The organism is Shewanella sp. TC10, from assembly GCF_009663145.1.
GTDB lineage: Bacteria > Pseudomonadota > Gammaproteobacteria > Enterobacterales > Shewanellaceae > Shewanella.
The window spans coordinates 1-15,215 of record NZ_VKHR01000015.1 but is presented as its reverse complement, the minus strand read 5'-3'; the positions used below and the strand labels follow the sequence as shown (position 1 = coordinate 15,215).

Here is a 15,215-nt window from a genome sequence, read left to right as displayed (position 1 = left end):
TTGTTTCTCTCTATGCGAACTGTGGGTTGATCTTATCAACGTCAATACCGTATTCCTTGATTGCTTTAGTTAGCACATCAACTGGTATTTCGTTACGGTCGACAAGAGACTTAAGTGAAGCAATAACAATGAACTTAGCATCAACTTCAAAGTGGTGACGTAAATTCTCACGGCTGTCTGAACGACCAAAACCGTCAGTACCTAGCACTTTATAGTCAGTTGGGATGTAAGCACGTAATTGCTCGCCGTAAATCTTCATATAATCTGTAGCGACAATGGCCGGTGCATCTTTCGATAACACTTCAGATATATAAGGTACTTTTGGCGTTTCAGTTGGGTGCAGCATGTTGTAACGCTCAACAGCTTGGCCATCGCGAGTTAACTCGTTAAAGCTAGTCACACTGAATACATCTGTCGTGATACCGAAATCTTTCGATAATGCCACAGCAGCTTTGCGTACTTGCTCTAAAATAGTGCCACTACCCATTAACTGGACAGAGCCTTTACCACTGCCTTGAAGGGTTTCTAGCTTGTAGATACCTTTAACGATACCTTCTTCGCTGCCTTCAGGCATAGCAAGTTGTTCGTAGTTTTCGTTCATGGTGGTTAGGTAGTAGAAAACATCTTCCTGCTCGCCATACATGCGACGAATACCATCTTGAACAATCACTGCAATCTCGTAACCGTAAGTCGGATCATAAGAAATACAGTTAGGGATAGTGTTAGCTAATACATGGCTGTGACCATCTTGATGCTGAAGACCTTCACCATTCAATGTCGTACGACCTGAAGTACCACCGACCATGAAGCCACGAGCTCGCATATCACCTGCAGCCCAAGCCATGTCGCCAATACGTTGGAAACCAAACATTGAGTAGTAAATGTAGAATGGGATCATCGGGGTATCGTTAACCGAGTAACTCGTTGCCGCAGCAACCCAAGATGACATTGCACCTAACTCGTTGATACCTTCTTGCAATACTTGGCCAGTTTTATCTTCACGGTAGTATGCAACTTGATCTGAATCTTGTGGTTCGTACTTTTGTCCTTCATGTGCGTAAATACCCACTTGGCGGAATAAACCTTCCATACCAAAGGTACGCGCTTCATCAGGAATAATCGGTACGATTTGCTTACCGATTTTTTTGTCTTTCAACAATGCAGTTAAGATACGAACAAACGACATCGTGCTTGAGATTTGACGCCCGTTAGAACCTTTCAGTACTGAGTCAAAAATCTTCAATGATGGTACTTCGATATCTTGTGAGAATTTCTCAAGACGTTTTGGCATAGCACCATGTAGAGTTTCACGGCGTGCTTTAAGGTACTTAACTTCTTCTGAGTCAGCACCAGGATGATAGTAAGGAATATCTTCTAACTGATCATCGCTAATTGGGATATTGAAACGATCGCGGAAGTATTTAAGCGACTCAACGCCCATTTTCTTCACGTTATGTGCGATGTTTTTACCTTCACCCGCATCACCCATACCATAACCTTTTACTGTTTTAGCAAGGATTACTGTTGGACGACCTTTGGTGTTTTTAGCATGTTGTAACGCTGCATAGATCTTAACTGGATCATGACCACCACGGTTTAGACGCCAAATGTCATCGTCTGACATGTTAGCAACCATTTCGGCAGTTTCAGGGTATTTGCCAAAGAAGTGCTCACGAGTGTACGCGCCACCTTTAGCTTTACAGTTCTGATATTCACCGTCGACGGTTTCTTCCATTAACTGTAGTAATTTACCGCTAGTATCACGTGCAAGTAATGGATCCCAGTAGCGACCCCAAATGACTTTAACCGCTTCCCAACCAGCGCCGCGGAATTCACCTTCTAACTCTTGAATGATCTTACCGTTACCACGAACAGGACCATCAAGGCGTTGTAAGTTACAGTTAACGATAAACACTAAGTTATCTAACTCTTCACGAGCTGCAAGACCGATAGCACCTAATGTTTCAGGCTCATCACACTCACCATCACCTAAGAAACAGTAAACAGTTTGCTCTGAACAATCTTTTAAGCCACGGTCAGTAAGGTACTTAAGGAAACGTGCTTGGTAAATTGCTTGAATCGGACCAAGACCCATAGATACTGTCGGGAACTGCCAGTAATCAGGCATTAATTTAGGATGCGGGTACGAAGATAAACCTTTGCCATCAACTTCTTGACGGAAACCGTTCATTTGATCTTCGCTAATACGACCTTCTAAGAAAGAGCGAGAGTAAATACCTGGCGCAATATGTCCTTGGTAATAAACTAAATCGCCACCATCTTTTTCATTCGGTGCGCGGAAGAAGTGGTTAAAACACACGTCATAAATAGTCGCACTAGAAGCAAAACTTGAAATGTGACCACCTAGCTCTAAATCTTTCTTAGAACCACGTAATACCATTGCAAGGGCATTCCAACGAACGATTGCACGAATGCGACGCTCCATTTCCTGATCGCCAGGCATATGTGGCTCTTGGCCAGAAGGAATCGTATTCAAATAAGCGGTAGTCGCTTTATATGGTAGATGGGTACCATTGCGGCGAGCTTTATCGATTAATTGTTCAAGTAGATAATGCGCACGTTCAGGGCCTTCTTGCTCTAATACCGCTTGCAGTGAATCTACCCACTCTTGAGTTTCTAATGGATCTAAGTCTTGTAGCATATCTTCAGACATGTCGCTGTCCTTCTCTAGATACTGATAATTAATGTGTTTCGGTCAATTTATAATGAGGTTTCACTATAATTTGTATCAAACACCGCTCTTTAAACGGCGCAAGCTACGCTGCAACCGACTGTCTTCTTCCCTCACAGACAACATAACTTCCTCGATATAACTTAAATGTTCATTCGAGGCTTCACGTGCCGCATCAGGGTCGCGGCGAACGATGGCAGCGAGTAATGCTCGTCTGTGCTCATTCGCCATTGTAGATGCTTCTTCGCGACGGCTTAGAAGCTCTAAGTTCTGTGCTACGTTTTTGTGTAACACAGGGGTTAAACTAAGTACTAGGTGTAACATTGCTACGTTGTGAGAGGCTTCAGCGACTGCACGATAAAAACGTACAATGGCATCTGCTTGTGCTTCCACATTTACAGCAGCTTCAACTTCATTAATAGAACGCTTGATGCTTTGCATGTCGGCGTCATTTCCACGAAGCGCAGCAAAGTAAGCCATCATTCCTTCTGTCGCATGACGGAACTCAAGTAAGTCGTACTGACTTTCTGAATCGTTATGCATCAATTCAACAATAGGATCAGCTAGGCTTTGCCATAGTTGTTCTTTTACATATGTACCACCACCTTGGCGGCGCATTAGCAGCCCTTTGGCTTCCAATTTTTGAATAGCTTCACGCAGTGAAGGACGCGACACTTCAAACTGCAATGCGAGTTCACGCTCTGGCGGTAACTTCTGGCCAGGCTGTAAACTACCTTCAAGGATCATGCGCTCTAATTGTTCCATGATCACATCTGAAATTTTTGGCTGGGTTATTTTGCTATAAGCCATTTGGCCCTCAGCTCCGTTGTCAATTGGTCTTACCAATTTATATGAGATAGCGCACTTTATCAAATCAAACATTTGATGTCTAGTTAGGCTAGTGTTGAATGGATGTTAGCTGAAGGTTTAAAACGCTCCCACTCTCAAACGAATAAGAGCATAACGAAAAAAACCTTCAAAGGGGTCTGACCATTTACTAAACGCGACCACTGAAGGGTTGCGAATCAAGTAAACCTAATTACTGCCACTTAATTCGCCATATTTTCCTGTTAAACATTAGCAGTAAATACAAGGCTTGAATGGCTAAAAAATAAAAACTGTTTTTCTATTTTAAATTAATATTAGTTATACATTAATTAGGGCCTGTTGTTCTTTACTGGTTAAATTTTGTTCGAAATAAAAGCGTTTTAATCGAGGCGAATGAATTGATGCCTAGTCATCTAAGCAAAGTTCATTCAACAAAGAGTAAAACGCTTTTAGTCGAACCCTTCGGGCAGCGTTTGTTGGTCATTTTTACTGCGTTATCGACTTTTTATGTAGAATAACTACACCACAAAGTCTCTGCCTTGTACAAATGGCCAACAATTCGCTGCAAAAACAACCTCGAAAGATCAACAGGCCCTAATATTAATCACTTTATTACCTTAACGATTATCGAAGCGCTAACTGAAACCTAACTCACTAGGCCAAAGATAGTCAGGACTGATAAAACAGTAAGTAAAAGGATAAAATTACGCTTACTCAGAGCCAGTAAGGCTAATGTTGGTTGCACACACACAGGCGCTGAAGTTGACTCTGGAATTGTTTCTGCAGCTAGAGCTGTATAGGTGACAATATTCTTTGCTTTATTACTGGCACTGAATGACTGCTTTCTCCATTCAGAAATCCCTGCTGCAAAATGGCCACTCAATACAAAGCCAAAACTAAATACTCGACTTGGCAACCAATCGAGTAAAAATAATAATTTACTGATGAACGGCATCTCTAATTTGTTTTGTTGATTATATTGATCATAAAAACGGACAGAACAATAAAGCACGGCGCCAACTGGCCCGAAGCAAATTAAAAATAATGCCACAGCGCCATAGTAACGATAATTAACCCAAGCAACTGTTTTACCTATTTGCTGGCCTAAATCGTTTTCATCAACGGCATCTAAACACTCGCTGCAATCCAAGTTTTCAGCATAGTGGTAACACGCTTGCACATCACCACGACATGCAGCCAGCATGTATTTTTTAAAGCTGGCCCTAAGGCTTTGATGGCTTAAGCAAAAAATAGAGATAGTAACCCACAACAAAAGTGTAATGAGATCATAAAAAACACCATCAATGAGGAACAATAAGAGAAAAACAATAACGGCAGGAATTAATACCACGGCTGACACAGCTAGGGCTGAATCTAGTTTTTTATCTTTCCAGAATAATTGCTGATATTTAGCGAGCATAGAGTCAAATTGCCAGCTTGCGGGTAACAATTTAAGTCGCTCAACCATAATCGCAATTAATAAAGAAAATAGTGCCATGAGACTCCTGTTTACTGCCTAAGAAGTGAAAGCTAAAAACTTTTCTGCATCAGTCAACTTCAAACTTATCAACCAGCCTGTTTAAGTTTATAGAGTTAGCTGATAAATGAACTCGTTGAAAGTAATTATTCGACTAATAAACCAAAATAACGCTGCCAGTCAAAACTGTCTCCAGGATCAGTTTTTCTCCCTGGCGCGATATCACAATGCCCTACAATTTTGCTCTGCTTAAGCATAGGATATTCATTAAATAACTCCAAGGTTAATTGAGCTAAAACTTGATATTGCTCATTAGCATACGGGTCTGTATCAGTCCCTTCAAGTTCGATACCAATCGTAAAATCATTACAGTTCTCACGGCCATTTAATGTAGAAACACCAGCATGCCAAGCTCTATCATCACAACTGACATATTGTACAAGCTCACCATCACGGCGAATTAAAAAGTGTGCCGATACTTCCAGTCCTACTAACTCCCTAAAACTTGCATCAGCCGTTGCATCTAAACAGCCTTGAAACAAACCATCAATATGGGGCAAACCATAGCAGCCTGCTGGTAAACTAATATTGTGAATAACCAAACCGCTGACTTCATTTAATGGCCGCTGATTAAAATGTGGCGACTTACATATTCGGGCAGTTTGATGCCAACCATCTTTCATCTTATTCTTCATAATGTTAATAAATAGCCAATTAGTCAAAAAGATATAATGGACAAACAATATTACTCCATCAAAACACGTTCAATATACCAGTAAAATGTATCAATCCAGCGCTATATTTTAAAATAACAACTGTGGTAAAGTTGGCGAAATACCTGTTTTATAATCAGCTGGTCGCAAATTTTCCTCACCAGCTTGATGTCGCTGTTATAGCAAGGACATATCTCATGATTGAAAATGACATCCGTCACGCCGTAAAAACCGCACTTGATGAAGATTTAGGGCATACCCCTTCAAACACTCCCCAAGATATCTTAGCTGCAGATATTACAGCTCAACTCATTCCTGCTGATAAGTATGCAGAAGCCGAGCTTATCACCCGAGAAGAAGGTGTCTTTTGTGGCAAAGCTTGGGCTGAACAAGTCTTTAATCAATTAGGTGGTGAAGTAGCCTTACATTGGCATGTGGATGACGGCGACTTACTTGTTCCTAACCAAGTATTATGTGAACTATCAGGTCCAGCTCGAGCTATTTTAACTGGCGAGCGAACGGCAATGAACTTCATTCAAACCTTATCTGGTGTTGCCAGCTTAACCAAACACTATGTTGATAAACTAGCAGGCACTCACACTCGTTTGCTAGACACTCGAAAAACTATCCCAGGCCTGCGTACTGCGCAAAAATATGCAGTAACTTGCGGCGGCGGCAAGAATCACCGTATTGGATTATTTGATGCCTTCTTAATTAAAGAAAACCATATCATGGCCTGCGGCAATATTGATTTAGCGATTAAAGCCGCTCGAGAGCTCGATAATGAAAAACCAGTCGAAGTGGAAGTCGAATCAATTGCCGAGCTGACTGAAGCACTTGAAGCGGGCTCTGACATTATTATGCTAGATAACTTTGATGTCACCATGATGATTGAAGCCGTAAGCTTAAATAATCAATTAAAAGAACAAGGCAAAGGGGCTAAGTTAGAAGTATCTGGCAATGTAACCATAGATGCCATCGCAGATTTTGCTAAAACTGGTGTGGATTACATATCAGTAGGAGCGCTAACTAAGCATGTTAAAGCACTCGATTTATCATTACGTCTGAAATCTTAGCGCCTGACTTGTCTCTGAAATAATGAGTTACTGAAAATTAGTCTCTGAATTTAATGACTGACATTTAGTGCTGAAATTTAGTGACTGAAGTTTTGTCCCTGAAATTTAGTGCTGAAATTGTATTCAGGAGTCCGAGTCAAGAGCTCGTCAATGAACCAATGCATGAGCGGGTGAATTGAAAGCCAATAGCTTCGCAAGCAAGTGCTTTTAGCAATAAAACTGAAGACAATTTCACTCTCAAACTAAAGCCTGTATTGCACAGGCTTTTAATCATTAATCTCAAAGCGAGTTATCAGAAAGCAACCTAACCGAAACCACCTATCTAAAATCTCTTATCTAAAGCCTCTAACTCAAAATTTCTTATTAAGAATGACTCAATTGAAAAGTGACTTAATTGAAAAATAAAATCTACTACATTTATATAGAGAAAATGAATAATTAAATTAAAAACCAATAGCACGTAATAAGAGCAATTTTTTGAGCAGACTAATCTTTGAGCTGACTAATAATTGCCATCAAATAAAGCCAAGCCCCAAATGAAATAACCTAAGAGGTCATACCATTAATTCATGCTCATATATATAATACTAATTTCTATATATTCATCAAATTTTCATCTATTTTTAACAGCCAGAATTTTGACTTTTCATTCTGACAGTCAATTATTATTCAATACACCGCAAACCTGTCATAAAAATGTTAACAAACACTCCCCACTAAACGTTAAAAACCTATCAAAAAGCCTTTTTTTCACACTTTAACCCGATAAAGTATTCCCTTTTTGGTAACTTTATAATAACGTTCACTACAGGTGAGTTAAAGTTCAAACTCAGCATTTAACAAATTGCTTTTCAAAGTGTTATGAGTGTAACAGTCGATTGCTTTGATAAGCTGTTTTCAAATGTGAACTTTGAACCCAGCACTCCATTAGCGATGTAACAACAATGTTACTTCACTAATTGTTGTTGAAGACAGAGTGGCGAATACTCGAACACTGCTCTATTCTTTAACACTAATGTAACAGTGAGGCTGATATATTATCCAGAAATGGTGAGTTATTTCAGAACGCAAACTGGCAGCATTAACCATTTTAATAAGAACACACTAGTTTACTAATGTCGGAAGGATTGTGGTGATAGGACACCACTTAACATTATTAAGGGCCTTTAATAATATTAAGTTTCAAGGATAAGAACAAACCCGAAGCAACACTAAAGCATCACAAAAGAGAGAGATAAAAAATGAAAAGCATTAACCAAATCAAAAACGCTAAGGGTTTTACTCTTATTGAATTAATGATCGTAGTAGCGATCATCGGTATTCTTGCAGCAATCGCATTGCCTGCTTACCAAGATTACACAGTTAAGTCACAAGCTGGATCTGCTTACTCTGAAATTTCGGGATTAAAATCTGCATTTGAAATCGCAGTCAACGAAGGGAAAGCACCTTCAGTGACTGCTACTGACGCAGGTTACATCGGTCAAACAGCTACAGGTGGCACTTATTGTGACATAGCGTTAACAGGAACAACTGTTATCGAATGTACTGCGGTTGGTGGTAATGCGGATAAGTTTAAAGGTAAAAAGCTTACACTAACAAGAACTGCTGAAGGCGTTTGGGGTTGTACAACAGATTTAGAAGCCAAATTTAGACCTGGAAGCTGTGGCGCAGCTGTTGCTCCTTAGTCGCAAAGTAATCATGCTTAAAGGCAGCTATATGCTGCCTTTTTTTGTCTTTGGAAGACAGTCTTTATTGTGCCATAATCAAATATATCATTATGTTAGCTGAGCCAAAAAATATGCCATCATCGGGGTTAAATTTAGGTCTTTCTACCTTATTTATTCGAAAAAATTTGCTAACAGAAGAGCAAATTGCTTTAGTTATTGCCCAATCAAGGAAATCTAAAACCTCACTAGTTACAGCGATTATCCAATCCAAACTACTCACTTCAAGAGAAATTGCGGAGCTGTGCTATGAGGAATATGGCACACCTTTATTAGATCTATCAGAATTTGATGTTTCCAATATTCCTGAAGAAATCCTCAATAAAAAGCTAATTGCTAACCATAGTTGCCTCCCCTTATTTAAGCGCAGCAATCGACTTTACATTGCTACATCAGACCCTACGAATATTGCAGCTTTAGAAGACTTTCAATTTAGCCTTGGGCTTCACGCCGAAGCGATTATTGTAGAAGATGACAAGCTGAATGCCATTCTAGAAAAAGTACTTGAAGACGACATTTCAGGCTTAGGTCTTGATGGTATGGATGAAGAAGCTCTTGCGGGTATTGAGGTTACAGACACTGACAAGCGCGAAGAAGAGCAAGCTGAAAGTAGCGATGATGCCCCCATTGTCATATATATCAACAAAATTCTGACCGACGCCATCAGAAAAGGAGCGTCAGATTTACATTTTGAACCTTACGAGAAACGTTACCGTATTCGCTTTCGTATTGATGGTATCTTACATGAGGTTTCTGAACCCCCTGTTAACCTTTCAAGCCGGATTTCTGCCCGCTTAAAAGTGATGTCGAAACTTGATATCGCTGAACGGCGTGTGCCGCAAGATGGCCGGATTAAAATGAAACTGTCACGTACTAAATCTATCGATTTCCGTGTCAGTACTTTGCCCACTATTTGGGGCGAAAAAATTGTAATGCGTATTTTAGACTCATCGTCAGCTCAACTGGGTATTGAAAAGCTAGGTTATGAAGATGATCAGCGATTACTTTATGAAGAAATGCTCGCCAAACCTCAAGGAATGATCCTTGTAACAGGGCCAACCGGCTCTGGTAAAACCGTATCCCTTTATACTGGCCTTAATATTCTTAACACCGAAGAGCGTAATATATCCACCGCAGAAGATCCTGTTGAAATTAACTTAGAGGGCGTAAACCAAGTACACATTAATTTAAAAGCCGGTTTAACCTTTGCTTCGGCGCTTCGTTCATTTTTACGTCAAGATCCAGATGTGGTGATGGTGGGTGAAATTCGTGATTTAGAAACGGCAGAAATCGCCATTAAAGCAGCACAAACTGGCCACTTGGTATTATCAACTCTGCATACAAACTCAGCCGCAGAAACATTAACACGTTTAATCAATATGGGAGTGCCTGGTTATAATATTGCCAGCTCCGTTAACCTGATTATCGCACAGCGCTTAGCAAGGCGTTTATGCCCAGAATGTAAAGCGCCTGAAGATGTGCCTGTAGAAGAACTTCAGCGCTTAGGTTTTACTGAAAACTCAATCTCTAACGGTTTTACTGTCTTTAAACCTATTGGTTGCGACCATTGTTCAGGTGGCTACAAGGGACGTGTCGGGATTTACGAAGTGATGAAAATGACCGATGAGATTGCAAGAACAATTATGGAAGGCGGCAACTCCTTACAAATAGCAAAACAAGCAGAAGCTAGTGGAATGAGGGATTTACGCTTATCTGGATTATTAAAAGTCACCAAAGGAATTACCAGCATCGCTGAGGTAAACCGGGTAACTAGTTTTAGTTAGTTTGGATGCTCTTTTCATCATCAGCATTGCACATAATAAATAAAAAGGGATTTGCTTTATGGCAACAGCATCAGCAAGAAGAAAACCATCAATAAACAAAAAATCTAAAAAAGATACGAAACACCAACCAAAAACTTTTACCTTTGAGTGGAAGGGCGTCAATAGAGACGGTCAACGCACTTCAGGTGAACTCCGTGGTGCGTCGATTGCCGAGATCCGAAGTGTATTAAAAGCACAAGGCGTGACTCCCAAGGGAGTGCGCAAAAAAGCAACCCCTTTGTTCAAGTCGGAAAAGAAAATCACTGCAATGGATATTGCGATGATTACGCGTCAAATATCAACAATGCTGTCTGCTGGCGTACCTTTAGTAACAACGATAGAACTCTTAGGCAAAGGCCATGAAAAAGCCAAAGTTAGAGAGTTGCTGAGTACTATCCTTTCAGATGTTCAATCAGGTATCCCGCTATCTGATGCCTTAAGGCCACATAGGCAATATTTTGATGACCTATATGTAGATTTAGTTGCTGCTGGTGAACATTCAGGTTCTTTGGATGCTGTATTTGATCGTATTGCTACTTACAGAGAAAAAGCCGAAGCACTTAAATCCAAAATTAAAAAAGCCATGTTCTATCCTGCTGCAGTTGTCGTGGTTGCTATTGCAGTTACTGTATTGCTGTTATTGTTTGTCGTACCGCAATTTGAAGAAATTTTTAATGGATTTGGCGCTGAATTACCTGCATTTACACAATTGATTATTAGTATTTCGGAGTGGCTACAAAGTTCTTGGTATTATTTTGCAATAGCCATAGTAATAGGAATATTTTTGTTTAGGCGCGCACACAGAAACTCACAAGCCTTTCGTGATAGAGTCGATGAAGCTCTACTTAAAATACCTGCGATTGGTAACATTTTACATAAAGCTGCTATGTCAAGGTTTGCACGAACTTTGGCTACCACCTTCTCGGCCGGTGTTCCATTGATTGATGGTTTAGAATCTGCAGCAGGGGCTTCTGGTAACGCCGTATATAAGAAAGCATTATTAAAAGTACGACAAGAAGTTATGTCAGGCATGCAGATGAATGTTGCTATGCGCACAACTGGCTTGTTTCCAGATATGCTGATTCAAATGGTAATGATTGGCGAAGAGTCGGGCGGACTAGATGATATGCTTAATAAAGTTGCCAATATTTATGAAATGCAGGTTGATGATGCAGTCGATGGTTTATCTAGCTTGATTGAACCGATTATGATGGTAGTTATTGGTACCATTGTTGGTGGATTAATTATCGGTATGTATTTACCAATCTTTGAAATGGGCAATGTTGTCGGTTAACAGATAATAATTAATAAAAAATAAGAATAATAATTATGAATGATTTTATTAATAGTTTTATAAGCTCTATGAGCCAATCTCCTTGGCTCTTTATTTCAATCAGCTTTATTTTTGCTGCCACCATTGGCAGCTTTCTAAACGTTGTCATTCACCGCTTTCCGGTGATGATGAAACGTGAATGGCAAAGTGAGTGTAATTATTATTTATCTGAGTATCACCCTGATATCGTCAAAGAAGTGGGCGAGAAAAGGCTAAATAAGCCCATAGATCAATACCCTGAAAAATATAACCTAGTTGTTCCAGGTTCTGCTTGCCCTAAATGTAAAGCAGATATTAAGCCTTGGCATAATATACCGATTTTAGGTTGGTTAATGATCGGTGGTAAATGTGCCAATTGTAAGACATCGATCAGCGCAAGATATCCAGTATTTGAATTAATAACGGGTCTTTTAGTAGCAACACTCGCTTGGCACTTTGGCCCAACTTGGCAGTTTTTATATGCATCAATTCTAACCTTTGTCTTAGTTGCATTAACTGGTATTGATTTAGATGAAATGCTGCTGCCTGATCAACTAACCCTGCCTATTTTATGGTTAGGACTAATTATTAACCTTAAAGGCGTTTATGCTAGCCCAACAGATGCAGTTATTGGTGCTGCTGCAGGTTACCTGAGTCTTTGGTCTGTTTTTTGGCTATTTAAACTAGCAACAGGCAAAGAAGGTATGGGCTATGGTGACTTTAAATTACTTGCCGTATTTGGTGCTTGGTTAGGCTGGCAATTTCTACCTTTAATTATTCTCCTTTCATCATTAGTTGGCGCAATCATTGGTATATCTATGATGCTCACTAAAAAACTAACCAGAGAAAACCCTATTCCTTTTGGCCCATACATAGCCATTGCCGGCTGGGTTGCGCTTGTCTGGGGTCAAGATATCATTAATTGGTATTTAGGTACTCTTTAGGGTTTGGAGTAACCTATGGCAGACTTTATTGTGGGTCTAACAGGCGGAATTGGTTCGGGGAAAACAACTATCGCGAATCAATTTTTTGATCTAGGAATTGAACTAGTCGATGCAGATGTTATAGCCCGCGAAGTAGTAGAAAAAGGCACTGATGGGTTTAAAAAAATAACCTCACACTTTGGCTCTGAAGTCATTGATGACAGCGGCTCCTTAGATAGAGCAAAACTACGCATTAAGATATTTAACAATGAAACTGAAAGGCAATGGTTAAATAATCTGCTACATCCTCTAATAAGAAGTCATATGCTCAATGCAGTAGAAAATGCTACGTCTCCTTATGTAATTATGATTGTTCCCTTGCTATTTGAGAATGGGTTAGATAGTTTAGTCAATACGACTTTAGTGGTGGATATTCCACCACACGAACAGATAGCTAGAACAGCAAAGCGAGATGGGGTAAATTCAACTGAAGTTAAGAAGATTCTTAACCGACAGATGAGTAGAGAATTAAGACTTAAACAGGCTGATAATGTCATCGACAATACTCAGTCTCCCGAAGAATTACGAAACACTGTTCAGTTATTACATTTGAAATATTTAGCTCAAGCTTCATCAGCATAGATAAAAACAATGAATAACGATTTAATATACGAACAACCGTTAAATGAAAAAACTAGAAGCTATCTACGCCTAGAATATTTAGCGGATCAATTAAATCACCATACAGAAATTGACAATCAACACCACTGTTTTTATCCCCTTTTCTCATTAGCAGAATTAACAGATAGGTGCGATTACCGCTCTGATATTCTCAAAGATATAGAAAAACAACTAATCGTTTTAACAAAATGGCATGCTTTGCCTCATGTTGATAAACCACAAATACAAAACATAATAGATCAACTTCACGCCTCTAAAGGCCCTTTGCAAACTAATGAAAGAATTGGTTGCCACTTAAAACAAGATCGATTTATTGCTGCTTTAAAACAAAGATTTGGCATGCCTGGTGCCTGTTGTAACTTTGATTTACCACAACTACACTTTTGGCTAGCCAAACCCTGGGATAAAAGACAGGAAGATTTAAGATCTTGGCTTGATAATTTTTTGCCTATTCTTAAGCCCATTAAACTTTTACTAGAACTCACTAGAAGTACTGCAGAATTTAGAAGCACAGAAGCTCACCAAGGGTTTTATCAAGGTAATAGTCCGCAAACCTTATCTTTAATTAGAGTTCAAATCGAGCACACTCAATATTGCTACCCAACTATTAGCGGCCATAAAAATAGATATGCAATCCACTTTGTCGATTTCGAAAATCAAAAACATACTGATAAATTAGTCAAATTCAAGCTAGCTACTTGTAACTAAATTCTTTAGGATCACTCTATATTTATTAGTGAGATCATTTATGCCTATTTCTGTAAAATGTCCGATTTGCCAAGCTGAAGTAATTTGGGAGCAAGAATCAAAATTCAAACCTTTTTGTAGTGAACGCTGCAAAATGATTGATTTAGGTGATTGGGCAAGTGAAAAGCACACCATTCCAGTTAAGCCAGAGTTTGATCATGAAACCTTAGATACTGAAGGTTTTGATGAAGGCGACTTTTTTAAACACTAGAATTGGTACTTATAAATGAAAAGAATACATGTGGCAGTTGGCATCATAATAAATACTGAACAACAAATTTTATTAGCAAAGCGTCCAGAGCATCTTCACCAAGGCGGTAAATGGGAGTTTCCTGGTGGTAAAGTGGAAAAAGGTGAAACAGTCACACAAGCGCTTATTAGAGAGCTTAAAGAAGAAGTTAACTTAGATGTAGCTTCAACAGAAGCATTCATGGATATCTCTCATAATTACCCTGATAAGCATGTTTTACTAGATATTCACCTTGTTAAACAATTTAAAGGTGCAGGGCAAGGTTTAGAAGGACAAAAAGTACAATGGGTCAATAGTGAGGAGTTAGAACTCTTTGACTTCCCAGAAGCTAACTTACCTATCTTAGATAAGATAAGACAGCTTAACCTTTGATATCGAGATATTCTATCAATCAAGTGGTGAAATTTACATTCATCACTAAGCTATTGTTCATCCAGCCCCTCTGCTATAACCGATATCGATAACCTCTGTAGCCTTAGTGATAGAAGTTAATTAGCGATTTATCCTTATTCGTATTTGTACCTAAGTAAAGACACAAAAAAGTCCGATACGTAAGTAACGGGCTATCTGCTCTCAATTAAGTGAAATTTGGCACTTGGCAATAACCTGCTTTTACATGGGCATATCGTCTGCACTATCTATTCAATAAGCTGCTAGATTAGATAGCTCGCTCAAATAACAAACACAAAAAAGCCCGCTACATCAGTAACGGGCTATCTGCTCTCTTAAAAGAGAAATTAGGCGCTTGGCAATGACCTACTTTCACATGGGGAGACCCCACACTATCATCGGCGCTATTGCGTTTCACTACTGAGTTCGGGATGGGATCAGGTGGGACCACAATGCTATTGTCACCAAGCAAATTCGGGTGTTAATCGCTGTCGCAATTAACKAAATTCGGAAAGCTGTTCTTTGAGTTTCGAGTACATGGATGTACTTGATGTCATCAATGCAGGAGCATTTTATGAC

Annotated in this window: 13 protein-coding genes, 1 rRNA gene and 1 pseudogene; 10 read left to right on the top strand and 5 right to left on the bottom strand. The window is 39.5% G+C overall.

Features of this window, described 5'->3' with window-relative positions; all coding sequences use genetic code 11:
* Positions 1-10 precede the first annotated feature (10 nt).
* A complete protein-coding gene (gene aceE, locus FNZ24_RS07280) occupies positions 11-2,674 on the bottom strand; it encodes a pyruvate dehydrogenase (acetyl-transferring), homodimeric type (protein WP_153913824.1) in 2,664 nt (887 codons plus the stop codon).
* A gap of 75 nt (positions 2,675-2,749) precedes the next feature.
* The gene (pdhR, locus tag FNZ24_RS07275) at positions 2,750-3,502 is read right to left on the bottom strand and encodes a pyruvate dehydrogenase complex transcriptional repressor PdhR (protein WP_153913823.1); all 753 of its coding nucleotides are present in this window, start codon (positions 3,500-3,502) and stop codon (positions 2,750-2,752) included.
* Positions 3,503-3,921: 419 nt separating this feature from the next.
* Here pdhR and FNZ24_RS21950 point away from each other — a divergent pair.
* Positions 3,922-4,170, top strand: a pseudogene (locus FNZ24_RS21950) (hypothetical protein).
* Here FNZ24_RS21950 and ampE read toward each other — a convergent pair.
* Both ampE and ampD read right to left on the bottom strand, forming a co-directional pair.
* Positions 4,167-5,018: a beta-lactamase regulator AmpE gene (gene ampE, locus FNZ24_RS07270; protein WP_153913822.1), complete on the bottom strand. Its 852-nt coding sequence runs from the start codon at positions 5,016-5,018 to the stop codon at positions 4,167-4,169. The pseudogene FNZ24_RS21950 and the gene ampE overlap by 4 nt on opposite strands.
* A gap of 125 nt (positions 5,019-5,143) precedes the next feature.
* Complete coding sequence (ampD, locus tag FNZ24_RS07265) at positions 5,144-5,680, bottom strand: 1,6-anhydro-N-acetylmuramyl-L-alanine amidase AmpD (protein WP_228768410.1); 537 nt, start codon at positions 5,678-5,680, stop codon at positions 5,144-5,146.
* A gap of 227 nt (positions 5,681-5,907) precedes the next feature.
* Here ampD and nadC point away from each other — a divergent pair, with 227 nt between their 5' ends.
* From nadC to mutT, 9 genes are all read left to right on the top strand, one after another.
* Positions 5,908-6,786: a carboxylating nicotinate-nucleotide diphosphorylase gene (gene nadC / locus FNZ24_RS07260; protein WP_153913820.1), complete on the top strand. Its 879-nt coding sequence runs from the start codon at positions 5,908-5,910 to the stop codon at positions 6,784-6,786.
* Between the two features lie 1,241 nt (positions 6,787-8,027).
* The gene (locus tag FNZ24_RS07255; protein WP_324187468.1) at positions 8,028-8,471 is read left to right on the top strand and encodes a pilin; all 444 of its coding nucleotides are present in this window, start codon (positions 8,028-8,030) and stop codon (positions 8,469-8,471) included.
* A gap of 113 nt (positions 8,472-8,584) precedes the next feature.
* Complete coding sequence (gene pilB / locus FNZ24_RS07250) at positions 8,585-10,294, top strand: type IV-A pilus assembly ATPase PilB (RefSeq protein ID WP_153913870.1); 1,710 nt, start codon at positions 8,585-8,587, stop codon at positions 10,292-10,294.
* A gap of 58 nt (positions 10,295-10,352) precedes the next feature.
* Positions 10,353-11,627 carry a type II secretion system F family protein gene (locus FNZ24_RS07245; protein WP_153913819.1) on the top strand — a complete coding sequence of 425 codons (1,275 nt, stop codon included), beginning with the start codon at positions 10,353-10,355 and terminating at the stop codon, positions 11,625-11,627.
* A 35-nt stretch (positions 11,628-11,662) separates the two neighbouring features.
* Entirely contained in the window at positions 11,663-12,589 is a 927-nt protein-coding gene (locus tag FNZ24_RS07240) for a prepilin peptidase (RefSeq protein ID WP_153913818.1), read from the top strand.
* Positions 12,590-12,604: 15 nt separating this feature from the next.
* A complete protein-coding gene (coaE, locus tag FNZ24_RS07235) occupies positions 12,605-13,210 on the top strand; it encodes a dephospho-CoA kinase (protein ID WP_153913817.1) in 606 nt (201 codons plus the stop codon).
* 9 nt (positions 13,211-13,219) lie between these two features.
* Positions 13,220-13,957, top strand: coding sequence for a cell division protein ZapD (gene zapD, locus FNZ24_RS07230; RefSeq protein WP_153913816.1), 738 nt, complete (start codon positions 13,220-13,222; stop codon positions 13,955-13,957).
* A gap of 40 nt (positions 13,958-13,997) precedes the next feature.
* Entirely contained in the window at positions 13,998-14,207 is a 210-nt protein-coding gene (yacG, locus tag FNZ24_RS07225) for a DNA gyrase inhibitor YacG (RefSeq protein WP_153913815.1), read from the top strand.
* Positions 14,208-14,222: 15 nt separating this feature from the next.
* Positions 14,223-14,618, top strand: coding sequence for an 8-oxo-dGTP diphosphatase MutT (gene mutT / locus FNZ24_RS07220; RefSeq protein WP_153913814.1), 396 nt, complete (start codon positions 14,223-14,225; stop codon positions 14,616-14,618).
* Between the two features lie 371 nt (positions 14,619-14,989).
* On the opposite strand, the gene rrf is transcribed toward mutT, so the two are convergent.
* Positions 14,990-15,105: ribosomal RNA gene (gene rrf / locus FNZ24_RS07215) — 5S ribosomal RNA — on the bottom strand.
* Positions 15,106-15,215: the final 110 nt, after the last annotated feature.